This is a genomic window from Bacillus sp. L381 (genome assembly GCF_030284525.1).
GTDB classification, from domain to species: Bacteria; Bacillota; Bacilli; order Bacillales; family Bacillaceae; genus Bacillus; species Bacillus amyloliquefaciens.
Genome location: NZ_CP127224.1, coordinates 333,191 through 357,669, shown reverse-complemented (window position 1 = coordinate 357,669; position 24,479 = coordinate 333,191). Strand labels below are relative to the sequence as shown.

Genomic DNA, 24,479 nt, shown 5'->3' with positions numbered 1-24,479 from the left:
CGTGTCTTTCGCTCAAACTTAAACATCCGCTGGGCTGCTTTTAGTGCCATAGCTGCTTCTCCAACAATAACCTGCTGCCAGAACAAGCACAAACGCAAGCAATGCGATACATGAGAGATAAAGCCGCTCGCATAAGATCCCGTCATCTGCTTTAATGACCCTAAAATATTCGGAAGAAAAAAACCGCCTATGCCGCCCCGACGATTCCCGTCACCATTCCGATTTCTTTTCTAAAGTGCTGCGGGACAAGCTGAAATACCGCTCCGTTACCCATACCGAGCGCCATCATTCCGCTAAACAGCAGATTGTAAAATGCCCGGTTTTAAGATGTGCGCCGTACGAATCAGCCCAATATAATTTTTCATAAAATTTTTAGATTTTTTCGTATTTTTTGTTACATTTTATAACATGCATCTTAAATATCTGTTTTTGCTGTGCTACGCTAAAAAAAAACATAGATAAGGAGCGGATCATCTGATGGGAAAAAAACAGCTAGTCCTTGTTGGAAATGGAATGGCCGGGGTAAGAGCGATTGAAGAAATACTGCGTGTTTCAAAAGACGAATTCGAGATTACGATATTCGGGGCCGAACCTCATCCCAACTATAACCGAATCCTTCTGTCAAAAGTGCTGCAAGGCGATACAGATATTAAAGATATTACGTTAAATGATTGGGACTGGTACAAAGAAAATAACATTCAGCTGCATACCGGTGAAACAGTCATCAAAGTGAACCCGGAAAACAAAACAGTCATCACAGATGCAGACAGAATCCAGCCTTACGATGAACTCATCCTGGCAACAGGCTCCGTACCTTTTATCCTTCCGATTCCGGGCGCGGATAAACAAGGTGTCACTGCTTTCCGGGACATTAAAGATACAGACACGATGCTCGCCGCGTCAAAACAATATAAAAAAGCAGCCGTCATCGGCGGAGGACTGCTGGGTTTGGAAGCCGCGCGGGGACTGCTGAATCTCGGCATGGACGTGTCCGTCATCCACCTCGCCCCATTCCTGATGGAACGCCAGCTTGATGCAGCGGCAGGACGCCTGCTGCAAAACGAATTAGAAAAACAAGGCATGACCTTTTTACTTGAAAAGCAAACCGAAGAAATCCTCGGTACTGACCGTGTTGAAGGCGTACGCTTTAAAGACGGCACAATCATTGAAGCTGATTTAGTCGTCATGGCCGTCGGCATCCGCCCGAATACACAGCTTGGCACAGAAAGCGGCATTCCGGTTAACCGCGGCATCATTGTCAACGATTATATGCAGACTGAAATCCCGCACATTTACGCGGTCGGCGAATGTGCCGAGCACCGCGGAATCGCATACGGGCTTGTGGCGCCGCTCTATGAACAGGCGAAAGTGCTCGCAAAGCATATTTGCGGCATCGAAACAAAACCGTATGAAGGTTCCGTTCTCTCCACTCAATTAAAGGTATCAGGTGTCGAGGTGTTCTCTGCCGGTGACTTTAACGAATCAGAGGACAAAAAAGCGATTAAAGTGTTCGATGAACAGGACGGCATCTATAAAAAAATCGTCCTGAGAGGCAATCAAATTGTCGGTGCTGTTTTATTCGGCGACAGCAGCGAGGGCGGCCGCCTGTTTTCAATGATTCAAAAAGAAGCCGATATCTCCGAAACCTCCAAAATATCAATTTTACAGCCTCTTGATCAGGAAGCAGGCGCAAGCATGACTGCGGCGATGAGCGACGATGAGATCATCTGCGGCTGCAACGGCGTATCAAAGGGCGCGATTATTCAAGCCATTCAGGAAAAAGGCTGCACATCCACGGACGAAATCAAAGCATGCACCGGGGCATCCCGCTCATGCGGAGGCTGTAAACCGCTCGTTGAAGACATTCTTCAATATGCACTGGGATCAGAATTTGACGCGTCCGCGCAAAAAGAAGCGATTTGCGGCTGCACCTCATTGTCGAGAGATGAAGTCGTAGAAGAAATCAAAGCCAAAGGGCTGTCACATACGAGAGAAATCATGAACGTGCTCGGCTGGAAAACGCCGGAAGGCTGCTCCAAATGCCGGCCTGCCCTCAATTACTACTTAGGCATGATCAATCCGGCTACGTACGAGGATGACAGAACTTCCCGATTTGTGAACGAACGGATGCACGCCAATATTCAAAAAGACGGAACATACTCCGTCGTTCCCCGGATGTATGGGGGTGTGACTAATTCCACAGATTTGCGCAAGATCGCCGATGTCGTCGACAAATATGAAATCCCGCTCGTGAAAATGACCGGCGGCCAGCGAATTGATCTCATCGGCGTGAAAAAAGAAGACCTTCCGAAAGTATGGGCCGAGCTTGATATGCCATCAGGCTACGCGTACGGAAAAACGCTCCGCACGGTAAAAACGTGCGTAGGCGAACAATTCTGCCGCTTCGGCACGCAAGACTCCATGGCACTGGGCATTGCGCTGGAGAAAAAATTCGAAGGGCTCAATACGCCTCATAAAGTCAAAATGGCCGTGTCTGCCTGCCCGCGGAACTGTGCGGAGTCCGGCATTAAAGACCTTGGCGTTGTAGGCATCGACGGCGGCTGGGAGCTTTATGTCGGCGGGAACGGCGGAACTCATTTGCGGGCCGGTGATTTGCTGATGAAAGTGAAAACAAATGAAGAAGTCTTAGAATATGCGGGTGCTTACCTTCAGTACTACAGGGAAACGGCAAACTATCTGGAGCGTACATCCGCATGGCTGGAGCGCGTCGGTTTATCTCATGTCCAATCCGTGTTAAACGATCCGGAAAAACGGCAGGCGCTCAATGACAGAATGAATGAGACACTCGCTGTCCATAAAGATCCGTGGCAATACTTCCTTAATGATAAAAAAGCTTCTAAAGATTTATTCGAAAATGTCGTCACGACTTCATAAAGACAGAACAAACAGTGAGGGGGAACGGACATGGTTAATAAAGATATGACAAAGGTTTGCATAGGCAGATTAAACGAATTACCTGAGAAGTTAGGAAAAACCGTATATATAGAAGATAAAGAGCTTGCCGTATTTAAGCTTTCCGACGGAAGCGTACGAGCCGTCGAAAACCGCTGTCCTCATAAAGGCGGCGTCCTGGCTGAAGGCATCGTCAGCGGAGAATACGTTTTCTGCCCGATGCATGACTGGAAAATCTCCTTAGAAGACGGAAAAGTCCAAGAGCCGGATCATGGCTGTATCAAAACATACGATACATTGATCGAAGGAGAGAATGTATACCTCCTGTATTGATCGAAGAACCGGATCACTTTTTCAAGTGGTCCTTCATTTTTTAAATTATGAAGGGATGAAGCCATCATGAAAAACGGAATCGTATATTTTGTCGGTGCCGGACCTGGAGACCCGGGGCTGATCACCGTAAAGGGAAAACAGGCTCTGGAGAAAGCGGAGATCATTTTGTATGACCGGCTCGCAAACCCAAAGTTTCTTGAATATGCCTCACCGGACTGCCGGTTCATTTATTGCGGGAAGCTGCCCGACCGCCATTTTATGAAACAGTCGGAAATCAATGCCCTGCTGATTGAAAAAGCGGCGGAGGGCTTCACCGTAGTCCGCTTGAAAGGCGGAGATCCAAGTGTGTTCGGCAGAGTCGGCGAAGAAGCAGAGGCGCTTCATCAGCACGGCATCCGCTACGAAATGGTGCCCGGCATCACCTCGGGAATCGCAGCGCCGCTGTATGCGGGAGTCCCTGTCACCCATCGTGATTGCGCTTCGTCCTTCGCCATGATTACCGCTCATGATAAATCATTACAAGGCAGGCCGAATCTTGACTGGGGAGGGCTTGCCCGAAGCGTTCAAACGCTTGTGTTTTACATGGGCGTTAAAAATCTGTCATTTATATGCCGGAAGCTTATGGAGTACGGAAAATCCCCTTCCGTCCCCGTACTCGTCATTCAATGGGGAACATGGGGGCGGCAGCGGAGCATAAAAGGAACGCTTCATGATATCCATGAAAAAGTGCAAAGCTGTAAAATCACCAACCCTGCCATTATCGTCATCGGAGATATTATAAATTTTCAAACACATAGCTGGTTTGAAAGCAAACCGTTCATCGGCCGGCATATCATGGTGGTCACCCAAGGCGATGATGAACATACATTGGCAGACAAGCTGCGTGAGTATGGCGCCGATGTTATCGAATGGCCGAAGCGGATCATTAAAAAAATGCCCGTCAACGAAACCATCCTAAAACAGATCGGCACCTTTGAACATATCTTTTTCACATCACGCCTTGCCGTCTGTGAATTCTTTGACACATTGGCTTTCAATCAAATCGACATCCGCCGGGTGACCGCAAACCTGAATGCAGCGACTGAAGCGGCACAGAAGGAACTTGAAAAACGGGGCTTCCTCCTATCAGAATATCAAAGTGATTCTCCGCATTCACTCATTGTAGGAAGCCGTCAAGCGGCAGAAAACATGCCAGACTCAGAATCATGCCCGTTTTATATCACCCATGAACATATCGCAGATGAGCGGTTCACTTCCATGATCGCACGCACGATCAGTGAGTCCCCTCTGCAAATGATTATCTGTCCGGACAAAGAAGCCGCTCAGCATTTGATCAGCGCGGGAAAAGAGATCGGCATATCACCGAATCCGTCGGCAAACCGCCCTCCTGTCGTCTGCATGGGCGAAGACGTGCCCGCCGGTTACGGATTTACCGCCGTGAAAAATCAGGAACAATTATTTGCGTTTATACGAAATGAAATGAAAGAAATGCTCCTTCACAGCTGATGCGCTTTATCTGACCCCCGGCCCAACAGCGGAGGTCAGTCCCTTTTTATTGTGTCACCAATTTTTTATGATGAGTTGAATACATCGCCATACGATCTGCCTGCGGGTCCAAATATGCTTTGGCGCTGTTCACGGCGGTCGGTCCCTCCGTGAAACCGCCGGCTATCAATCTGAGCTTGCTTTCATAATACGCAGCGTCACCGGCAACAAATACACCCGGAAGGTTTGTCCGCATATGTCTGTCAGCTTTAATTCTGCCTTCTTCAATCTCAAGCCCCCAATCCTTCATCGCACCGAGATCAATTTTAAACCCGTGGTTGATAATGAGCTCATCAAGCTTGATGTCTTCAGAAAGGCCGGACTCAGTTTGGCAAACGGTGATGCTTTCGATCCGTTCTCCTGTGCCGTTGATATTCTTCAAACGATACGGCGCAAGCACCCGCACGGAAGACCGCTTCATTTTCGCCACGCTGCTTTCCAAGCCGCCGAACTCCTCACGGCGGTGCAAAACGGTAACAGACGCCGCAATCGGTTCCAGCTCATTCGCCCAGTCAACTGCGGTATCTCCCCCTCCGGAAATCACGACATGCTTACCTTGAAACGCATCCAGCTTCTCCACTTTATAATGAAGATTCTTCCCTGAATACCGGCTCGCATCCGCACTGTTAAGTTCATTGACCTCCAGCGTCCCCATGCCGACAGCCAAGATCACGGTGCGTGTATAGTGCTTTTCCCCTTCGGCACTTTCCAGCACAATAGTTCCGTCCTCCAGCCGTTCAAATCCGGTCACCCGCTGATTCAACACGATATCCGGCTCAAATGTCGCCGCCTGCTCCTTCAGCTGCTTAATCAGCTGTTCCCCGGCAATCCCTGGTATTCCGCCGATGTCACGGATGATTTTTTCAGGAAAAAACATAGACACTTTCCCTCCGAGCCGCGGCAAAAACTCGATCACCTTCGTTTTCAGCTCCCGCATCCCGCAATAAAAAGCCGTAAATAGGCCGACCGGGCCTCCGCCTATAATCGTGACGTCATACACCTCATGATTTTCCGCCATCATTCTGCCTCCTGTTTATATCTATACTTCAAAAGTTTTAATTGAGAATCAATATCAATAAAAAGTATAACATACATCGGGGAGCGGTGTTTATTCATTTCTCATCACGGAAAAGGAGAGATTCACAAGCGCGGTTCAGTAGAGTTGACAGGCGGGAGGGATTAAAGCTGAAACCAGTACGGCGACTGGTTTCTTTTCTATTTCTTTTTCATCAGCATGATATCGAGATACAGCTGACACCTTGTTCTGAAGTCGTTTAAATCAATTGAAGTCATGTCAAGAATCTGTTTGATACGGTAGTTCAATGTGTTTTGATGAATAAAAAGCTGTTCTGCGGCTGGTTTTGTTTTGCAGTTATTGAGGAGATAGATTTCTAATGTTTTCAGCAGTTCGGTACTGCTTTCTCTGTCTTTGGCTTTTAATAAAGCTAAATCATAGTTTACATATTCCAATGAGGCGTTTTTTTCTTCGATGCTTTCAAGATAACGGTAAATCCCGAGCTTACTGTATTCATACGGGATATTTTCCTGGTTCCCGGTAATTTCGGCTGCCTTTATAACTTCAAGGGCTTCTATATAACTTTTGCCGAGCTTCAGGATACTGCTGTATTCATTGCCGATTCCGATATAAATTGGAGTGGGGATCTTCTGAAAATGAAAATGAGTCAGCAGTTTGTGGATGAATTCAGATGCTGCCGAAGTGCCGGAGCTTTTTTGCGAGAAGCTTGCGACGACGATGACAATATTGGAATCGATGGTTAAGACGTGACTGACTTTATCTCGCAAATTCAAGTACGATTTGATATTTTCCTTCACATCTTCGACTGCCTCCCCATCTCCATTTGCAGCATGGAGGACGACTACCGAAAAGACCGACGGCAGCACGGCGTTCATCTTTTCCGCCTCCCGCCTGAACTCCTTTTCAGAGGAGAATTGCTGAAAAATCGCCCGCTTCACAAGGTCTTCCGCTCTCTCTTCCTTTTCCTGTTTCAGCCGGTTCGTTTTATGGATGATTTTCCCGACATGAAATGATGTTTCATATAAAAAGTTGAGCTCTTCGTCCGTCAAGTTGCGGTCGAGCTCCTGAATCCAGATGTAACCCATCACTTCCCCTTTATGTTTAGCGCTTACAACCACTCTCTGATTCAGGCCGATACTGTCTATTTTTTCAACACGGAACGGTTCAGGAACGGTTTTCAGTTTTTCGATCACCCCGTCCTTCAGAAACCTTTCAAAAATCTGCACGGGGCATTTTTTTGAGAAGATCGTCTGCTGGTTGGCGGAGTCGAAGTGATTAATATAATAAGAATTATAGGCAAGCAAAAAGAAATCCGCGCTTTCCAGAATGACGGGCTTCTGCAATTCATAACTGATGAAATCAATCAATTTATCAATGTCCGTAAATGAAAAAACTCTCTCTAAAAGCTCTTCCATACCTATTTCTCCTATGCTCTTTTTATCTTTATCATACTCTGCGGAGTGACTTTTTGTATAGAAAAAAATTCATATATTCCCAAAACGGCATTATCCGGAGGCCTGTATCATGAAAAGAGGAAAAAGGGCGGTCCCTTCTTCCTCTCGTTCTTTGCTTTTATTGAGAAAGTGTATCACGGTACTCATGAAACTGATCTGTGACATCTTTTGACGGAGCCTGTGTCAATAAGCTGACGACAAATACAGCGGCAAGGCTTACAGCAAAGCCCGGAATGATTTCGTACAAAAAGCCTGAAAGACCGGCATTCGCCCAAATGATTACGGTAATCGCTCCCGCAATCATGCCGGCGAGTGCCCCCCCATTTCGTCATCCGTTTCCAAAATAAACTAAGCAGTACGACCGGACCGAATGAAGCGCCGAATCCCGCCCATGCATAGCTGACAAGGCCAAGTATCGTGTTGTTTTTCTCCCATGCGAGCACCAAGGCGATGATGGACACCGCAAGTACTGCCATTCTCCCCAGAAATACGAGTTCCTTATCAGAAGCCGAACGCCTGAACATGGATTTATACAAGTCTTCCACTAAAGAACTGGACGTAACGAGCAGCTGAGACGAAATCGTACTCATAATGGCAGCTAAAATCGCAGAAATGAGAAATCCCGTAATAATCGGGTGGAACAGAATATTGCCGAGCTGAATAAAAATGGTTTCCGGATCAGCCAGCTTCAATCCGCGCTGATGGTAATACGCGATTCCCGCGAGCCCCGTAAACAGAGCGCCGATTGCAGATAAAATCATCCATCCCATTCCGATCCGTCTGGCGCGTTTGATCTCTTTCACAGATGTGATCGCCATAAAGCGCACAATAATATGCGGCTGACCGAAATAGCCGAGCCCCCACGCAAATAAAGAAATAATGCCAAGAACGGTCGTTCCTTTGAACATATTAAACAGTTCCGGGTTGACCGAACGGATATCGGCAACTGTTGCTCCCGGGCCGCCCGTATGAAAAATTGTTACAATCGGCACGAGAATAAGCGCCGCAAACATAATGATCCCTTGGACAAAGTCCGTCCAGCTTACCGCCAAAAAGCCTCCGAACAAGGTGTAGGCGACAACGACGCCTGTCACGACCCACAGCCCCGTGTGGTAATTCAATCCTAAAATGCTTTTGAATAAGACGCCTCCGGACACCATGCCGGATGATACGTAAAATGTGAAAAAAACGAGAATGACAAGACCCGAAAACAGCCTGAGAAGCTTCGTGTGATCACCGAAACGATTTTCAAGGAAACCCGGAATGGTGATGGAATTTCCCGCTTTTTCGGTATACGTTCTCAGTCTCGGTGCCACGAAAAGCCAGTTCGCCCATGCTCCGAGTACAAGTCCGATGACAATCCAAGCGCCGCTTAACCCTGTTGAAAACATGGCGCCCGGAAGCCCCATTAAGAGCCATCCGCTCATATCCGCCGCTCCCGCGCTGAGCGCTGTGACGGCAGGGCCTAAAGAACGCCCCCCGAGCATATAATCCGTCAGATTTGACGTCCGTCTGTAGGCGTAATAGCCGATAAACAGCATTCCCGCCATATAAATACAAATGGAAATAATCAACTGAATGTTTGCTATGGCATTTCCTCCTCCGTTTTATATATTTATGGTGAAATGGACACCCCCCGCGAGGAGGTGCCCATTCAGTCCCGCTTAAAACATTTCACTGATTGTTTTCGCCTGCATGTGAAGGGCCAAGTAATCCGGGCCGCCCGCTTTTGAATCCGTTCCGGACATTTTGAAGCCTCCGAACGGATGGTAGCCGACAATCGCTCCCGTACAATTGCGGTTGAAGTACAGGTTGCCGACATGGAACTCCTGTTTCGCCCGTTCAATATGTTTGCGGTTATTTGTAATGACCGCTCCTGTCAAACCGTATTCGGTATTGTTGGCCACTTCCAGCGCTTCATCAAAGTTTGACACTTTAGAAAACGCAACGACCGGACCGAAAATCTCTTCCTGCATGAGTCTGGCTTTCGGATCAAGGTCAGCGAAGATCGTCGGCTTGATGAAGTAGCCTTTTGAATCATCTCCGGTGCCGCCGCTTACTAAACGGCCTTCTTCTTTTCCGATTTCAATGTAGCTCATGATCTTGTCGTAAGAACCTTGGTCAATGACAGGGCCCATATACACGTCAGCGCTGTCAGGGCTTGCCGTCACTTTTGATTCAGTGATTTCGATGACGCGCTCAAGAACGGCATCGTATACTTTTTCATGCACAACCGCGCGGGATCCGGCAGAACACTTTTGTCCCGCAAAGCCGAATGCTGATGTGAAAATGGATTGCGCCGCCAATTCAATGTCCGCATCTTCGTCAACAACAACCGTATCTTTACCGCCCATTTCAGCAATGACGCGTTTCAGATGCTGCTGCCCCGGCTGCACTTTTGCCGCGCGTTCGAAAATTCTCGTACCGACTTCACGTGATCCCGTAAATGTAATGATGCTTGTTTTCGGGTGATCGACGAGATAGTCTCCCACTTCCGCTCCGCTTCCCGGCACAAAGTTGACAACGCCCTTCGGAAGGCCTGATTCTTCAAGCACTTCTACGAATTTTGCCGCGATGACCGGTGTCGCGCTTGCCGGTTTAAGAACGACCGTGTTGCCCGTTACGATCGGTGCTACTGTCGTTCCCGCCATAATTGCAAAGAGGAAGTTCCATGGCGGAATGACGACCGTTACGCCTGTCGGTGTGTAGACATATTGGTTCTTTTCGCCTTCGCGGCTGTTGACCGGCTTGCCTTTTGCCAATTCAACCATCTGGCGCGCGTAGTATTCCATAAAGTCGATGGCTTCCGCCGTATCCGCATCAGCTTCGTTCCAAGGCTTTCCCGCCTCCTTGACGAGCAGGGCGGAGAATTCGTGCTTTCTGCGGCGGACTTTGGCAGCCGCGCGGAACAGAACAGCCGCTCTTTCCTCAGGGGATGTGTATCTCCATTCCTCAAACGCTTTAGCGGCTGCTTCGATTGCCTGCTCGGCATGCTCCTGAGATGCCTTTGACACTTTTCCGACGACTTCTTCTTTGTCTGCAGGGTTAATGGATACGATTTTTGCTTCCGTCTCTATTTTTTCACCGTTGATGACGAGCGGATAATCTTTTCCCAGATACTCGTTTACGGTTGCAAGCGCTTTCTTGAATTCTTCAACGTTTGATTGATCTTGGAAATTCGTGAATGGTTCGTGTTTATAAGGTGTAGTCATTGTCATCTCTCCCTTTTTTTACTTCTTTGTCATTCCTTTAAAGGCGAATGCGATGTTTGAGGGGCGTTCAGCGAGCCGTCTCATGAAATAGCCGTACCAGTCATCGCCGTAAGGCAGGTAGACTCTCATGTTGTATCCTTCTTCCACAAGGCTGAGCTGGGTTTGCGAGCGCATGCCGTACAGCATCTGAAACTCAAAGCGGTCGTTCGGAATGCCGTGCTCTTTGACAAGCTGCTTTGTAAAATCGATCATCTTGTCGTCATGCGTGGCAATTGCCGTATAATGTCCTTTTAAAAGCTGTTTGCGGATGAGTCTTTTATAATTTTCATCTACGTCGCTTTTTTCAGGATAGGCCACCTTTTCCGATTCTTTATAGGCTCCTTTGACAAGGCGCAGAAACGGATTCAGCGGGCCAAGGTCATCAAGATCCTTCTCCGTTCTGTACAGATAAGCCTGTACCACGGTGCTTACGTATTCATACCGGCTTCGGAAGTCTTTAAAGATATCCAGCGTTTTCTGGCATCTCGTTTCATCCTCCATGTCAATCGTCACCATGACTTTATGTTTTTCCGCTGTCTGGAGGATTTTCGTCATATTTTCATAGACGAGATCGAGATCTATATCAAGACCTAAAGACGTCATTTTTAATGACACTTGGGAATTCAGCTGTTCATCAGCGATTAAAGCGATGGTCTGCATGCACTCCTCGGTGCGTTCTTTTGCAACATCACCGCTGTTGACAAATTCCCCTAAATGATCGACAGTAACAGACAGCCCCTGGCTGTTCAAATGTCGGATTGTCGGGATAGAACTGCGGAAATCCATTCCTCCGATGATTTTGCCGGCTGCCACGCGGCTTCCCCAGTTTCTCGCCATCTTATTGAGAAAGCTGCTCTTGGATAAAAATAAGAAAAAATCTCTTGTAATCACTTCCAACCTTAACACCCCGCAATCTAAGAAGTATTTGTATGAGTCTATTGTAAATGGACAAAACATCCTCTCACAATATTCTAAAAATACAAAGATTCTGATAAATTTTTGTGGTTTTACCACAATCAGCTTCTTAGAGAGCAGGCATTTTATGCCGAAAAAAGGCGGACGGAAATGACAGAAATCGTCAATTTCCGTCTTTTTGCTCCCATGCCTCTTCAACGGTCTGAATCAATAGCTGATTCAGTTCTTCCGTTAAATCGGATTTCGGAGTTTTTATCGTTTTGGCATATTGCCCGATGCGTTCTATTTCCTCTTCTATAAACGCGTGAATGATCGTATTTTTGGGTTCCGGAGCCAGTTCCTGACCGCTTTTTTTCCTTGTAAGCAGTGAATTGATTTCAGAAATGAGCGCTTCATCCGTCAATAGGGCATCCGCCAGTACGGGAAAAGACATCGAGGGCACGGAGCCGAACGTTTCAATCCATCTGCAGGCGAGGAGAGGCCGCAGGACATAAAAGTACTTTTTAATCTTCACTTCACCGCCCCGCAATTCCGTTTTTTCATTCCGTTTTGCCATATTGAGATAATGATGGATGCCGGCTTCGGGCGAGAAGGCGCGGGTTTTCAGTTTTCGGAGCTTTTCAGCCGCTGAGAAAGCTTCGTAATAGATCATCTCAGTAGAGAGCCATTCCAAAAGAGGCGGATTTGATTTTTTAAAGAGCCGCAGCGCTTTTCTCAGTTCCCAGCCGCTGATGTCAAGCATGTCATGGATCGGCTCTTCTATGACATCCCTATGCGGTTCAATGGAAAAGTACCATTCTTTTTTCGGCACATAGAGAAACCGTACATCGTAGTCGCTGTCGCTTGACGGAAATCCCCATGCGCGGCTTCCCGATTCTACGGCGTAAAGCACCTTAACGTCGTGCTGTGCCTCAATTCGTTTTAATTCTTCGATGATCCTTTGTTTCATTTGTATCCGTCCTTTTCCGTCATCATTCCTGAAAAAAGCCCAAATGTAAAACTTGGGCTTTCGCTGTTATCAGCCTTTCAGATGCGCTTTCAGAAAGGCCAGCTTTTCCGTATGGAAAGAAGGTATGTATTCATGACCGAAATACCGGTAAACCTTCAATTCTTTTTCCGTTTCCAGATGGTTATAAGCGGCAAATACCGTCGACGGCGGAGTCACGCGGTCAATCAGTCCGATGGACATGAGAACCGGAGCCTTTACGCGGTCTGCCAGATTCATGATATCAAAATAGGCCAGTGTATTCATCGCGGCCTTCTCTGTTTCCGGGCTGCCGTTTTTTCTGAAAAAGGAGTTGATCTCAAGATACGGCTCATCAAGAGCGACATCAATCGCCCGCTCAAAATTGCTTAAGTAAGGATAATCGGCTGCAACCGCTCTCGGAATGTCAGATAGTGCCGCCGCGGCGATTGACAGCCCGCCTCCCTGACTCCCGCCGATAACGGCGATTCTCGTTTCATCGACTTCGTCAAAGCCGCTGATGACTTCCAAAGCCCGTACGGCGTCCAAGTACACTCCGCGGTAATAATATGTATCTTTATCTAAAATTCCTTTCGTCATCCAGCCGGGAACGTGTCCGTGCGGTGAGACGCTTGTATCTGTGCTGCTGTGCTGGCCGCGGACAAGCATGCCAAACGCAGCATATCCGTGCAGCGCCCAATTTACGATATCATGGATGTCCCCGTCATAGCTCGCGTTGTAGCCGTGATATTTCACGATGGCCGGATGCGGTCCTTTTCGGTCGGGAACGGCGTACCATCCCTCAATTTCCGCCTTGCCGAAGCTCCGGTATTTCAGCCGGAATACTTTAACGCCGTCAGCCGGATAGCTTTCAGGCGTCAATTCAGGCTTTGCCTTTTCCTTTGCAAGCTCATGTAATGATGATGCCCAAAAATCCGCAAAGTCATGAGAAGCGGTTTTATTTGGTTTATAGGTTTGCAGTTGGTCAAGCGGCAAGTCGTATAATTGCATATCCGATTATTCCCCTTTGTTTTATAAGATTTAATTTTCTGACTCTATCTTAACACGATTTCACACTTATTTTCTAAACATTTTTATAAATCATCGGCTGACGCATTCACTTTTTATCAAACGTTTGTTTAAAATAGAAAAACGGCCGTGCGCACACAGCGTCACGGCTCTTTTTACATCGGCTGATACAGGTCCCAGCCGATTTTTAACGTTTCGACGATATAATCGGCAATTTCTTCAGGTTCCAGATTATCAGTCGCCACTTTTGAATTATGTTTATCATAGATGCTTTTGCGCTCGTTAAAGAGCTGCTGCATTTCCTCCATGGAACGGTTATGCAGAACGGGACGGCTTTCAATCAGCAGGTCAGCCCGCTGCTTCCAATTCTCCCATGACAAATCAAGATGGAGCACGAGACAGTTTTCAAGGCAGCATTGTCTGATTTCCTCTTGTTTAAACGAACCGCCCCCAAGCGAAACGATCTTGAATTTCGTATTGCGGCAAATATCTAATATATAATCCTTTTCAGTCTGACGGAAAAAGGCTTCACCCTTTTTCTCAAACATTTCGGGAATGGACATATTGAAATCTTTCTCAATCTGCAAATCAATATCAATGAAATCTCTGTATAATTTTTTAGCAACCAGCTGGCCGATTGTTGTCTTTCCGACACCCATGAATCCGATCAGTACGATATTTCTTTCTCTTACGGGAATGGCACGTTTTGCGTTCATCTTCGGCGAAATCCTCCTAAGGAATGAAAAAGTTATGTTTATTATATGATAACTCAATATTGAAATATAGAGATACTGAATGAAAGAAAACCCATCCTCAACAAAAAGAGATGAGTTTTTCTTTCTATCGGAGCGTAATGCGTTCGACCTTTCCGACAATGAAAATATAAGAAAATGCCCCAATAAAAGCGACAGCGCCGACAAACAGAATCGCTCCGTTATATGAACCGGTCGCGGAGACGATAAACCCGATGATAAGCGGCGTGATGATACCGGCCATATTGGCGAAAAAGTTAAACACGCCTCCTGCCAAACCGATTGTCTCGCTCGGCGCCACCTCACTCAGCATCGTCCAAGATATATTGGACATGCCCTGCGCGAAAGAAGCAATGGATAGAATCGTCAAAACCGCAGGAGAAGAATCCGTAAAATTCGCGAGAACGATGGAGCCTGTCAGCAGAAGACCGAGGATGACGGGCGTTTTCCGGGCAACGTTCGCCGACACGCCCCGTTTCATCATGCCGTCAGACCAAAATCCGCCGAACAATACGCCGAAAAAGGCGGCGATATACGGGATTGATGCGGTGAAGCCGACTTTTAAGAAGGCCATGTGCTTTGCCTCCGCCAGATAAGTCGGAAACCATGTCAAAAAGAAGAACAGCGTGGAGGCTACAGCGAATTGGCCGATATACAAGCCGACAAGCTTGCGGTATTTAAGTAGCCGGACGAAATCCGCCCACGTGATCCTGCCGGCTGATTCAGACACCTCTGTCAGTCCGCCTCCTTCTTTAATATAATCAAGCTCCTCACGATTCACTTTCCGATACCGGTTCGGCTCCTGATACATCTTAAACCAGAAAATGGAGAAAACAAGCCCGAGCACCCCCGAAGAAATAAAGACGGCGCGCCAGTCAAATGCCGTTAAAATCCAGAATAAAACCGGTGTGGCGAACGCGAGCCCGACATATTCCCCCGCCGTATAAACACCCGTCGCAAAGGCGCGTTCACGCCTTGGAAACCATGTCGTGACAATCCGGTTGTTTGCGGGAAACGCAGGCGATTCAGCCAGCCCGATAATCAGGCGGCAGCCGAATAAAAATCCGAAACTGGCTGCAAAAGCCTGTACTCCGGTGAAAACCGACCAGACAACTAATGAAATTCCGTACGTCCGTTTAGACCCGAATTTGTCCAAAATGAGCCCGCCCGGAATCTGCATTCCCGTATAGGTCCAACTGAACGCGGAAAATACGACGCCCAAGAGCGCGGGGCTTATATGCAGCGATGTCTGAATGGACGGGGCGGCGATAGATACACTGGCACGGTCTATATAATTAATCGCAGTGATAAAAAACAAAAGAACCAGTATCACATAACGAGCGCGAGTCGGTTTATTGCGGATGGGACTGAAGTCCTTCAGCTCCGTTTCATTTTTCAATCGCTTCTCCCCCTTACTCGAATGACATCCATTGTACAATACTTCGGGTAATTATTTAATACTTTGACGCAAAAAAGCGTTAAACAATTTGTGCACGGATGATGCAGGTGAACCGCCCTCATAAAAAAAGTGTTTACCCTTTTCTTCTGTTTATCCGTATCGTGCCGGGGGAAAAAGTACACATATGATAGACAGTTAACGGGAGGATTACCGATGAAACTGAGCTTTTGCACGACGGGGTTTAAAAAAAAGCATATTCTCGACGTCATTTCTTTCGCGAAGGAGCACTCCTTTGACGGTATCGAACTGTGGTACGGCCACGTCAAACAATATATTAAGGAAATCGGCCCGCTCGACAGGCTTGATCAGCAGCTTCAGGAGGAAGGCATCGGGGTGCCGGCTGTCAGCTTGTACACTGACTTCGTCTCTCAGGATGAAAGGCAGGCGTTAAAAGATGTTCAAAGGGCATTAAGCGCGGCGCGGCAGCTTCACAGCCCCTTGATCAGAGTCTTTGCGGGCAATCTGGCTTCGCACCGGACGTCACCGGAAAAGTGGGAGCGTGCGGTTGATCAATTTCAGGAGGCGGCACGACTCGCTGACAGTTATGAAGCCGATATCGGGCTTGAGATTCATTACGATACGTACGCGGATACACCGGAGGCGGCGCTGGCATTTTTAGAGGATGTCGGTCATCCGCGGGTCCGCATCATTTTTGACGGCTCCAACCTTCACGTCAATCACATTGATCAAATGGCCGCTTTGGAAAAACTGTATCATGCCGTCAGCCATATTCACTTAAAAAACTATCATTGGAATTTTGACAACTGGTATCTCAGCAAGCCGGTGTCTGTTCTGCAAGGCGATTTACAGCAGGAACCCTTACTGAATGAACTGATGAACAGGCAATACGGCGGATTCGTGTCACTCGAATACTTCGGTCGTCATGCTGAAGTGCATATTAAAGAATCTCTGAATGAGATGAAACACTGCTTTCATAAGTAATAAAAAAACCTCCCTTTTTGAAAGGGAGGTTTTTTCATTCTATTTCCACCAATCATCAAACATCGATGCCGGCACCTGGCGCTTATGCTCCGAACTGAGGTAGCGTTTTTCCAGCGCCTCAATTACTTCAGAAGAAACGTCCTTGCCTTCTAAATAGTCATCAATGTCATTGTATGTGATGCCGAGTTCGGTCTCGTCAGTCTGCTGCGGTTTGTCATCGAGCAGATCAGCTGTCGGTAATTTTAAATACAGGCGTTCCGGCGCGCCGAGCTCTTCTAATAAACGTCTGCCCTGGCGTTTCGTTAAGCCCGTTAGCGGCAGCAGATCAGCTCCGCCGTCACCGTATTTCGTGAAGAAGCCGGTCACTGCCTCAGCCGCATGGTCAGTTCCGATGACAAGCAGCCCCTCTTGTCCGCCGACGGCATATTGAGCGATCATTCTCATTCTGGCTTTTACATTTCCTTTGTTAAAGTCAGACAGCTGATCGCCGGTTTCTTTTTTGTACTGATCGGCGAACGCGCTGACAGCGGGCTTAATATCATACGTCCATGATTTATCAGGCTTAATGAATTTGAGCGCCATTTGGGCGTCATCCTCATCCTGCTGTGTGCCGTGCGGAAGACGGACGGCGATAAATTCCGCGTTTCCGCCTTCCTCTCTGATGCTCTCAGCCGCCATTTGGGCGAGGCGTCCCGCAAGCGTGGAATCCTGGCCCCCGCTGATGCCGAGCACAAAGCCTTTGGCACCTGTTTTTTTCAAATATTGTTTCAGAAAGTTTACTCTGTCCTCAATTTCTTGTTTCGGATCAATTGAGGGCTTTACATGGAGATCATTCATAATTTGTTTCTGGATGCTCATCCCAATCACTCCTCCTGCATTGTTTCTTTTGATTCATTTCCCGTTCATGCTGAAAATGAATCATGCCACTATGTACGACTCTGTTAAATATAGCACAGGTGCAGATTTTAAGTGAATCAAATACACCGGGATCAGCTGATTTCCACCCGCAGCGCAGTGATGCTGTCGCCGTTGCATTTTCCTTTTTCAATCGGGCAGGAGGAAAACGCGACGACAAGATCCATTTCCGCCCGGAGCCGTACATAATCGCCGGCGTCGGACAGGGGCGTTTCGACTGACAAGTTCCCTTTCTCATCAAGCACCGTGTTCATGAAGATGGCGAAAGGGTAATGCATATGCGGCCGCGGCACCCCGAATTGCTCAAGCGCTCCGCTCATATTGTCATAGCACGTATCCTGGAGCTCATCTTTATGCTTTCCGTACAAAAGCCTGTTCATATCCGGGCGGCAGGCGGGGAGCAGCAGGTCATGCTTGCCGACTGTATCTTCAATCAGCGTCAGCATCGGCTTGTATAAATTTGAATAAATATGATCGCCCGTTTTCACATTGATGGACTGGTTGGCATCGATCGTCGCGCCCTGATCAAGATGCTCATAAAAGTCCTTGGCATGATATGCCGTAAAGTCAGCCACCTGCTGTCCTTCCACATCGACTACTTTTATAATCTGCCCTTTGTGAACCTTCAGGCCGAGCCCTTTTTTCGGCGGTACGATAAATTGCTGTGTCATCAGACTGCTCCTTTTTTCTTCTATTATGAACCCCGGCCGTTTGTTTCATGTAAAGCAATTAATTGGATGTATATTCCCGTTCGGCCAGCAGCAATCTAAGCTTTGATAAAGGGGTTGAATTTCATGGGTAAATCACAGGACCAGCCTAAAGGAAATCTCGCTTGGTGGCAGCTCTCCTTAATCGGCGTCGGCTGCACAATCGGGACGGGCTTTTTTCTCGGGTCCAGTATCGCTATTGTCAAAAGCGGATATTCCGCGCTGATCTCATTTCTGATTGCCGGACTCGGCACCTATTTTGTCTTTGAACAGCTCGCGAAGCTTTCGGCTAAACAGCCCGAAAAGGGGTCTTTTTGCGCTTATGCGAGAAAGGCTTTCGGCTCTTGGGCCGGTTTCAGCAACGGGTGGGTGTACTGGTCGTCCGAAATGCTGATCACCGGGAGCCAGCTGACAGCGATCTCGCTGTTTACGAAGCATTGGTTTCCGAATGTGCCGCTGTGGATCTTCGCCTCCATCTATGCGGTGCTCGGTCTTTTGATTATTTTTACGGGGCTGTCCGTTTTTCAAAAAACGGAGCACGTGCTCGCTGTTGTAAAGACTGCGGCGATTTTTATGTTTATCGTCATCGCCGTTTTGGCGCTGTGCGGTATATTTTCTCACAAGCCGGATGTGCAGGTGCCGAATGAAACAAAGGATTTGTTCCCGCACGGAGCGATGGGTTTATGGACGGGGCTGATTTATGCGTTTTACGCTTTCGGAGGAATTGAAGTCTTGGGGCTGATGACCGTACATTTGAAAAAGCCGGAAGAAGCTTCAAAATCAGGCAGACTGATGCTTATCGTTCTTGCGGTGATTTACGTTATTTCTCTCGGCCTGGCGCTGCTGTTGGTTCCGCTCGGCAAATTCACCGAACAGGACAGCCCGTTTATTACGTCGCTGAAAGGCTTTCATTTAGATGTCATTCTTGATATTTTTAACGGGATTTTTATTATTGCGGGATTTTCTACGCTTGTCGCCTCGCTGTTTGCCGTGACGACATTGCTTTGTACAATGGCTGATGACGGAGACGCGCCGAAATGCTTCAGATTAAAGGAAAACAAAAAGATCTGCTGGCCTGCGCTCGGATTGACTTTTGCCGGGCTTATCGTCTCCATCATACTGTCATTGGTGCTGCCGAAAAATATATATGAACACATGACAACCGCGGCGGGTCTGATGCTTCTTTATACGTGGCTGTTCATTTTATTCTCAAGCAAGAAACTGACCGAACCGACAAAGATGGGAACCACACAGATTTTTATCGCCCTGGTGCTGATCATCGCGGCCGTCTCCGGGACACTGTTTGAAAAATCAAGCCGGCCCGGTTTTCTGGTCAGTCTCTGTTTTCTCGCCATCATTGCGATCGTGACATGGATCGTACAAAAAAAGCAGGGACACAGCCCTGCCGGATCATAGCTTATTTCGTCGTCGGTTTAAACAGTCTTTTCAAATAAGAAAAGGGACACTTTGACACTTGCTTCTCATCATCACGGAGGAAATATTGCTTCCATTCTAAATTGTCTTTTCCTCCGTACCACCCTAATCGGGGATGAAGAGGGGCTTCGTCATATGCCTCTAATCGTTTTCTGATCAGCCGGCTCATATTGCGTCCGAACGCGGTTGAATCATTTAATCCTTCGAAAATCCATCTTGGCTGAAACGCCAGCATAAAAAACGGGAAGCTTCTGCTTTGTCTCGCTTCATGCGCAGGCGTTGCGCACAGAATAAAATACGGCTCGCCGTCAAAGCAGAACTCCCATTTATAATGTTCAGGATCTTCCGGCATGTCTTCCGGCCAGTCTTTCGGGTCGCAGCCGCTCAGCCGGTTTAAAAAAGACCAGAACAGCTCTTCATACCCCTCAATGGAATAGTGCTCGGCTAAATCCTCTGGCGTATCAAAAATCACAAGCAGCGACGCGTATCTTCCGGTTTTCCTTGAGATCTTTCCGTACTCGGACAGCAGCAGCCCCACTTCCTCCGGGGTTCCCCGATCACGAGGATCACCCGCAAAGGATATCCGGAGCTGATCTGTCAGAAATCCCTGGCGGCCGGGAATGCACGGAAATGTGTCCGCTTCATCGCCTACTTTTTCTGATAGAAGCTCAAAAGCGATTCTCTGCCAATTTGGCAGATCCAATAAATTTTCCTCAAGGCAACTTTTTGTGTACAGCACGCTTGCCATCTGCCCACCTCCAGTATCGTCATGATACGTTATGATGGAGATAGGCGATGAGTGACAGTTCTTTCTCTTTATGAGATGAGCATTTGAATCCCCTGCCATCCGAAATAAAACCCAAAAACGATCAAAGACACACCCGCCGCTCCCGTCAGCCAGCGAAGCGCTTTTTCATGAAGGAGATTTCTGAAAGTGCTCGCGGCGATCGCCATACAGAAATCCCAGATCAAAATGCCGAGAAGAATCCCGGAGCTGTAAATCAAAAGCTGGTTCGCATCGAAGGATTCAGCGGTTTTGGCAAGAATGCTGCCGTAAATGCCGAGCCAGAATAAAATGCTCAGCGGATTGGAAAGAGAAATAAAAAACCCCGCGCCGAATGTTTTGTAAAATGCCGGTTTTCCTTTTCCGCTTCTGACATTCATGGCTTCCCTTATATTTTTTAACGTCTCGACTCCCGTATAGGTCAGCACGAAAAAACCGAAGAGCCACAAAAACGTTTTAACAAATGGAGCCGTCAAAAATTGGGACAGCCCGAAATAAATCAGAATCATATAAAGCCCGTCTGCCGCCATGGCGCCAAGACCGAAAATCCATGCATGCCAAAAGCCGTTTTTGATGCCTTTGTCAATTTGCGCCGCGTTGACCGGGCCGACAGGTGCTGACAATGACAGCCCGAGAACGATGTAGCTTAAAAAGATGTTCATTGGCTTCCTCCTCATTCATGCAACTTGTACAAATTATTCATGAATGGGCCGGGCTATGATATATTATTTTAATTTCTCAAGTTCATCTTCCATAATATCCGTCACTTTTTTGAGAAAATCGAATATCAGATGCAGTTCTTCTTCTTTATATTGCCGGCAAAGACTGACCGTGGACTGGGATAAGGAGCTGAACAATTGCTTCACATTCGCTTTTCCCGCTGTCAGCGGCACAATGATCACCCGCCGTTTGTCTTCGGGATCTTTTTTTCTCATGACATATCCCGCTTTTTCAAGCCGGTCAATGAGCGCCGTTACCGAGCCTGTGCTGAGGCCGGTTTTTTTCCCAAGCTCGCCCGCGGTCATCGGGCCTGCTTCATTTAAAATATCAGCTGATTTCAAATCGGTCGGAAACAGACCGAGAGATTGAGCGGCCGCCTGATGAAAAAGGATTGTCCTTGTGGCCATCTTCCGGAATAACTGTATGGCGGTTTCCTCCGTCTCGCTTCTGGTATTTCTTGTTGACAACTGACAGGCCTCCCTATAAAATCAATTTATCTTGACGATCAAGATAATTTTCGGCAAATCTAATATGATCATAGCAAATTTAATGATCAAAAGTAAGTATAGGAGGAAAAAGCATGGAACAAACAGCCGCGAAGGACGCCTCGACAAAGTTTGTCGTCATCGGTCTTTTGCTGGGCATTTTAATGTCGGCTATGGATAATACAATCGTTGCCACTGCGATGGGAAATATCGTGGGGGACCTCGGAAGTTTCGATAAGTTCGCGTGGGTGACGGCATCATACATGGTAGCCGTTATGGCCGGTATGCCGATTTACGGAAAACTGTCCGATATGTACGGACGGAAACGTTTCTTTTTATTCGGTCTTATTCTTTTCTTAATCGGATCCGCATTATGCGGAATCGCCCAAACAATGGACCAGCTCATTATTTACCGCGTCATTCAGGGAATCGGCGGAGGCGCGCTGATGCCGATCGCCTTCACGATTATTTTTGATTTATTTCCGCCGGAAAAACGCGGAAAAATGTCGGGTATGTTCGGTGCCGTTTTCGGCCTGTCCAGCGTTCTCGGACCGCTTTTAGGCGCGCTCATTACCGACTCCATCAGCTGGCACTGGGTGTTTTACATCAACGTGCCGATCGGCATTTTATCACTGTTCTTCATTCTTCGTTATTATAAAGAATCACTTGAGCACAAGAAGCAGAAAATCGACTGGGCCGGTGCGATTACGCTGGTCGTTTCCATTGTCGGTCTGATGTTCGCTCTTGAGCTCGGCGGAAAAACATATGATTGGAACTCTGTTCAGATCATCGGTCTGTTCGCTGTGTTCGCCGTGTTCTTTATCGCCTTTTTTATTGTGGAAAGAAAAGCGGAAGAACCGATTATTTCATTTTGGATGTTTAAAAACCGTTTATTTGCCACCGCTCAGATTTTGGCTTTCCTTTACGGAGCCACATTTGTGATTTTGGCGGTGTTTATCCCGATTTTCGTTCAGGCTGTGTACGGAAGCACCGCGACAAGCGCGGGCTTTATTTTGACGCCGATGATGATCGGTTCTGTTATCGGAAGTATGATCGGCGGGATTTTCCAAACGAAAGTGCGGTTCCGTAATTTAATGCTGATTTCCGTGGTCGCTTTCTTTATCGGAATGCTGCTGCTTTCGAATATGACTCCGGATACGGCGCGTACGATGCTGACGGTATTCATGCTGATCTCCGGATTCGGCGTCGGCTTCAACTTCTCATTGCTGCCGGCAGCGTCCATGAACGACCTCGAGCCGCGCTACCGCGGAAGCGCCAACTCAACAAACTCGTTCTTAAGATCATTCGGCATGACGCTCGGTGTGACGATTTTCGGAACCATCCAGACGAATGTATTTACCAACAAGCTGACAGATTCTTTCAGCGGCATGAAAGGAGCGGGCGGCGCGATGCAGAACATCGGAAATCCTCAGGAAATCTTCCAGGCCGGCACGCGCGCTCATATTCCGCCGCAGATTCTGGATAAAATTATTGACGCAATGTCTCAAAGCATCACATATGTATTTACCCTTGCTCTGGTGCCGATCGTCATTGCGGCCGTTACCGTTTTGTTTATGGGAAAAGCGAGAGTGAAAACCTCTCAGGAAATGGCGAAAAAAGCGAATTAAAAAAAGCAGTACATGGCGTTTGTCATGTACTGCTTTTTTGTGTTTACTCTGCAAAATGCGGAGCGAGAATATCTTTCAGCACGTTTGCGCTGCGGATGAATTGAGCCTGTTCTGTTTCATTCAGCTCAAGTTCCGTCACACCGGCGATGCCGTTCCGATTGACGACGGCCGGAATGCCGATAAAGACATCGTTGACTCCGTATTGCCCGTCCAAATATGTGCTGACGGTTAGAATGCTGTTTTCATTACGCAAAATCGCTTTTGTGATGCGGGCGAGGCTCATCGCCACTCCGTAATATGTCGCGCCTTTTTTCTCAATAATATGGTAGGCCGCGTTTTTCACATCTTCAACAATCTGATCCAGCTCGTCCTGCTTGTAAGCTGCATTTTTCTCCAGTAATTGCTGCACCGGCACTCCGCCGATATTGGCGTGACTCCATACAGGAAGCTCGGTATCTCCGTGCTCGCCGATAATGTGTGCGTGTACGTTTTGCGGAGCGGCGCCGAAGTATTCACTCAGCATATAACGGAATCTCGCAGAATCAAGTGTCGTACCGCTGCCGATGACGCGTTCTTTCGGCAGGCCGCTGAATTTCCACGTCGCATAAGTAAGAATATCGACCGGGTTTGTGGCAACGAGGAAGATGCCGTCAAATCCGCTTGCCATGACTTCACCGACAATGCTTTTGAAAATGGCGAGATTTTTTTCGACCAGCTCAAGTCTCGTTTCGCCCGGTTTTTGGTTGGCTCCGGCACAAATGCACACAATATCGGCATCCCCGCAATCCTCATATGTGCCGTAAGAAGTTTTTACCGGATGAGGCGCAAATGCCTTTCCGTGATTTAAATCCATGACATCTCCCATGGCTTTTTCTTTATTTACATCAATGATCACAAGCTCATCCGTGATCCCTTGGTTAATTAACGCAAATGCATAACTGCTTCCAACAAAACCTGCTCCGATTAATGCTACTTTGTTCACTCGTTCGTTCATCATGTATGCTCATCCTCCAGTGTTTCGTGGTGTCTGTTTTTATATTGTGAAGTATTTCACATTTATATTGTGCAATACTTCACAAACTTTTGCAAGAGAAAAGTTTTATTTTTTTATTCTTTCCAACTGAAAGGAATAAATGAATAGTTATGGTGTCATATATGAGAAAATGAGGAAAAAATACCTATTCTAAAAAAGGAAATCTGACTATAAAATGTG

General features: G+C 47.4%; 20 protein-coding genes and 2 pseudogenes. 6 read left to right on the top strand and 16 right to left on the bottom strand.

The features are described 5' to 3' along the window. Positions 1–18: 18 nt before the first annotated feature. A pseudogene (locus QRX25_RS01760) lies at positions 19–304 on the bottom strand (MFS transporter); the annotation flags it as partial. A gap of 173 nt (positions 305–477) precedes the next feature. Here QRX25_RS01760 and nasD point away from each other — a divergent pair. From nasD to cobA, 3 genes are all read left to right on the top strand, one after another. Further along, a complete protein-coding gene (gene nasD / locus QRX25_RS01755) occupies positions 478–2,895 on the top strand; it encodes a nitrite reductase large subunit NirB (RefSeq protein ID WP_212100247.1) in 2,418 nt (805 codons plus the stop codon). Between the two features lie 30 nt (positions 2,896–2,925). Next, positions 2,926–3,246, top strand: a complete 321-nt coding sequence (gene nirD, locus QRX25_RS01750) for a nitrite reductase small subunit NirD (RefSeq protein WP_045508626.1) — start codon at positions 2,926–2,928, stop codon at positions 3,244–3,246. Positions 3,247–3,312: 66 nt separating this feature from the next. Then, positions 3,313–4,752 carry a uroporphyrinogen-III C-methyltransferase gene (cobA, locus tag QRX25_RS01745; protein WP_212100244.1) on the top strand — a complete coding sequence of 480 codons (1,440 nt, stop codon included), beginning with the start codon at positions 3,313–3,315 and terminating at the stop codon, positions 4,750–4,752. A 46-nt stretch (positions 4,753–4,798) separates the two neighbouring features. Here cobA and QRX25_RS01740 read toward each other — a convergent pair whose 3' ends face one another. The 9 genes and pseudogenes from QRX25_RS01740 to QRX25_RS01700 form a co-directional block, all read right to left on the bottom strand. Then, a complete protein-coding gene (locus tag QRX25_RS01740; protein WP_212100241.1) occupies positions 4,799–5,809 on the bottom strand; it encodes an NAD(P)/FAD-dependent oxidoreductase in 1,011 nt (336 codons plus the stop codon). 197 nt (positions 5,810–6,006) lie between these two features. Next, a complete protein-coding gene (gene putR, locus QRX25_RS01735; RefSeq protein WP_065980664.1) occupies positions 6,007–7,242 on the bottom strand; it encodes a proline utilization transcriptional regulator PutR in 1,236 nt (411 codons plus the stop codon). Positions 7,243–7,399: 157 nt separating this feature from the next. Further along, positions 7,400–8,822, bottom strand: a pseudogene (putP, locus tag QRX25_RS01730) (sodium/proline symporter PutP). Positions 8,823–8,945: 123 nt separating this feature from the next. Further along, positions 8,946–10,493 (bottom strand): L-glutamate gamma-semialdehyde dehydrogenase, encoded by a 1,548-nt coding sequence (gene pruA / locus QRX25_RS01725; RefSeq protein WP_212100238.1) that lies wholly within the window; start codon positions 10,491–10,493, stop codon positions 8,946–8,948. 18 nt (positions 10,494–10,511) lie between these two features. Beyond that, positions 10,512–11,423 (bottom strand): proline dehydrogenase family protein, encoded by a 912-nt coding sequence (locus QRX25_RS01720; RefSeq protein ID WP_088613813.1) that lies wholly within the window; start codon positions 11,421–11,423, stop codon positions 10,512–10,514. Positions 11,424–11,610: 187 nt separating this feature from the next. Further along, positions 11,611–12,396 (bottom strand): nucleotidyltransferase domain-containing protein, encoded by a 786-nt coding sequence (locus tag QRX25_RS01715; RefSeq protein WP_212100235.1) that lies wholly within the window; start codon positions 12,394–12,396, stop codon positions 11,611–11,613. A 69-nt stretch (positions 12,397–12,465) separates the two neighbouring features. After that, positions 12,466–13,422, bottom strand: coding sequence for an acetylxylan esterase (cah, locus tag QRX25_RS01710; protein ID WP_212100232.1), 957 nt, complete (start codon positions 13,420–13,422; stop codon positions 12,466–12,468). A 173-nt stretch (positions 13,423–13,595) separates the two neighbouring features. Beyond that, positions 13,596–14,156 (bottom strand): shikimate kinase, encoded by a 561-nt coding sequence (locus tag QRX25_RS01705; RefSeq protein ID WP_045508641.1) that lies wholly within the window; start codon positions 14,154–14,156, stop codon positions 13,596–13,598. Positions 14,157–14,280: 124 nt separating this feature from the next. Continuing rightward, positions 14,281–15,591 carry an MFS transporter gene (locus QRX25_RS01700; RefSeq protein WP_212100229.1) on the bottom strand — a complete coding sequence of 437 codons (1,311 nt, stop codon included), beginning with the start codon at positions 15,589–15,591 and terminating at the stop codon, positions 14,281–14,283. Positions 15,592–15,804: 213 nt separating this feature from the next. Here QRX25_RS01700 and QRX25_RS01695 point away from each other — a divergent pair, with 213 nt between their 5' ends. After that, a complete protein-coding gene (locus tag QRX25_RS01695; RefSeq protein WP_212100226.1) occupies positions 15,805–16,593 on the top strand; it encodes a sugar phosphate isomerase/epimerase family protein in 789 nt (262 codons plus the stop codon). Between the two features lie 39 nt (positions 16,594–16,632). On the opposite strand, the gene nadE is transcribed toward QRX25_RS01695, so the two are convergent. Both nadE and QRX25_RS01685 read right to left on the bottom strand, forming a co-directional pair. Continuing rightward, positions 16,633–17,451 (bottom strand): NAD(+) synthase, encoded by an 819-nt coding sequence (nadE, locus tag QRX25_RS01690; protein WP_014469717.1) that lies wholly within the window; start codon positions 17,449–17,451, stop codon positions 16,633–16,635. Between the two features lie 131 nt (positions 17,452–17,582). Next, positions 17,583–18,179 carry a DUF1989 domain-containing protein gene (locus tag QRX25_RS01685; protein WP_013350948.1) on the bottom strand — a complete coding sequence of 199 codons (597 nt, stop codon included), beginning with the start codon at positions 18,177–18,179 and terminating at the stop codon, positions 17,583–17,585. A gap of 123 nt (positions 18,180–18,302) precedes the next feature. On the opposite strand from QRX25_RS01685, the gene QRX25_RS01680 reads away from it, so the two are divergent. Then, a complete protein-coding gene (locus tag QRX25_RS01680) occupies positions 18,303–19,631 on the top strand; it encodes an amino acid permease (protein ID WP_212100224.1) in 1,329 nt (442 codons plus the stop codon). Between the two features lies 1 nt (position 19,632). On the opposite strand, the gene QRX25_RS01675 is transcribed toward QRX25_RS01680, so the two are convergent. From QRX25_RS01675 to QRX25_RS01665, 3 genes are all read right to left on the bottom strand, one after another. After that, on the bottom strand, positions 19,633–20,397 hold the full coding sequence (locus QRX25_RS01675; RefSeq protein WP_212100222.1) for a YqcI/YcgG family protein: 765 nt from the start codon (positions 20,395–20,397) through the stop codon (positions 19,633–19,635). 68 nt (positions 20,398–20,465) lie between these two features. Continuing rightward, positions 20,466–21,095: a LysE family translocator gene (locus QRX25_RS01670; protein ID WP_014469715.1), complete on the bottom strand. Its 630-nt coding sequence runs from the start codon at positions 21,093–21,095 to the stop codon at positions 20,466–20,468. A gap of 63 nt (positions 21,096–21,158) precedes the next feature. Further along, the gene (locus tag QRX25_RS01665; RefSeq protein ID WP_013350944.1) at positions 21,159–21,620 is read right to left on the bottom strand and encodes a MarR family transcriptional regulator; all 462 of its coding nucleotides are present in this window, start codon (positions 21,618–21,620) and stop codon (positions 21,159–21,161) included. A gap of 113 nt (positions 21,621–21,733) precedes the next feature. Between QRX25_RS01665 and QRX25_RS01660 the strand changes: the two genes are divergently transcribed. After that, positions 21,734–23,266: an MDR family MFS transporter gene (locus QRX25_RS01660; RefSeq protein ID WP_212100220.1), complete on the top strand. Its 1,533-nt coding sequence runs from the start codon at positions 21,734–21,736 to the stop codon at positions 23,264–23,266. Between the two features lie 43 nt (positions 23,267–23,309). On the opposite strand, the gene QRX25_RS01655 is transcribed toward QRX25_RS01660, so the two are convergent. Then, the gene (locus tag QRX25_RS01655) at positions 23,310–24,263 is read right to left on the bottom strand and encodes an L-lactate dehydrogenase (protein ID WP_065980656.1); all 954 of its coding nucleotides are present in this window, start codon (positions 24,261–24,263) and stop codon (positions 23,310–23,312) included. Positions 24,264–24,479 lie beyond the last annotated feature (216 nt).

What these genes read in the sequence shown, in the direction of transcription:
- QRX25_RS01660 (WP_212100220.1), top strand. Translation starts at nt 21,734, where the DNA reads ATGGAACAAACAGCCGCGAAGGACGCCTCGACAAAGTTTGTCGTCATC.
- QRX25_RS01680 (WP_212100224.1), top strand. Translation starts at nt 18,303, where the DNA reads ATGGGTAAATCACAGGACCAGCCTAAAGGAAATCTCGCTTGGTGGCAG.
- QRX25_RS01655 (WP_065980656.1), bottom strand. Translation starts at nt 24,263, where the DNA reads ATGATGAACGAACGAGTGAACAAAGTAGCATTAATCGGAGCAGGTTTT.
- putR (WP_065980664.1), bottom strand. Translation starts at nt 7,242, where the DNA reads ATGGAAGAGCTTTTAGAGAGAGTTTTTTCATTTACGGACATTGATAAA.
- QRX25_RS01705 (WP_045508641.1), bottom strand. Translation starts at nt 14,156, where the DNA reads ATGAACGCAAAACGTGCCATTCCCGTAAGAGAAAGAAATATCGTACTG.
- nasD (WP_212100247.1), top strand. Translation starts at nt 478, where the DNA reads ATGGGAAAAAAACAGCTAGTCCTTGTTGGAAATGGAATGGCCGGGGTA.
- QRX25_RS01670 (WP_014469715.1), bottom strand. Translation starts at nt 21,095, where the DNA reads ATGAACATCTTTTTAAGCTACATCGTTCTCGGGCTGTCATTGTCAGCA.
- QRX25_RS01675 (WP_212100222.1), bottom strand. Translation starts at nt 20,397, where the DNA reads ATGGCAAGCGTGCTGTACACAAAAAGTTGCCTTGAGGAAAATTTATTG.
- QRX25_RS01740 (WP_212100241.1), bottom strand. Translation starts at nt 5,809, where the DNA reads ATGGCGGAAAATCATGAGGTGTATGACGTCACGATTATAGGCGGAGGC.
- nadE (WP_014469717.1), bottom strand. Translation starts at nt 17,451, where the DNA reads ATGAGCATCCAGAAACAAATTATGAATGATCTCCATGTAAAGCCCTCA.
- QRX25_RS01715 (WP_212100235.1), bottom strand. Translation starts at nt 12,396, where the DNA reads ATGAAACAAAGGATCATCGAAGAATTAAAACGAATTGAGGCACAGCAC.
- cah (WP_212100232.1), bottom strand. Translation starts at nt 13,422, where the DNA reads ATGCAATTATACGACTTGCCGCTTGACCAACTGCAAACCTATAAACCA.
- QRX25_RS01685 (WP_013350948.1), bottom strand. Translation starts at nt 18,179, where the DNA reads ATGACACAGCAATTTATCGTACCGCCGAAAAAAGGGCTCGGCCTGAAG.
- nirD (WP_045508626.1), top strand. Translation starts at nt 2,926, where the DNA reads ATGGTTAATAAAGATATGACAAAGGTTTGCATAGGCAGATTAAACGAA.
- QRX25_RS01695 (WP_212100226.1), top strand. Translation starts at nt 15,805, where the DNA reads ATGAAACTGAGCTTTTGCACGACGGGGTTTAAAAAAAAGCATATTCTC.
- cobA (WP_212100244.1), top strand. Translation starts at nt 3,313, where the DNA reads ATGAAAAACGGAATCGTATATTTTGTCGGTGCCGGACCTGGAGACCCG.
- pruA (WP_212100238.1), bottom strand. Translation starts at nt 10,493, where the DNA reads ATGACTACACCTTATAAACACGAACCATTCACGAATTTCCAAGATCAA.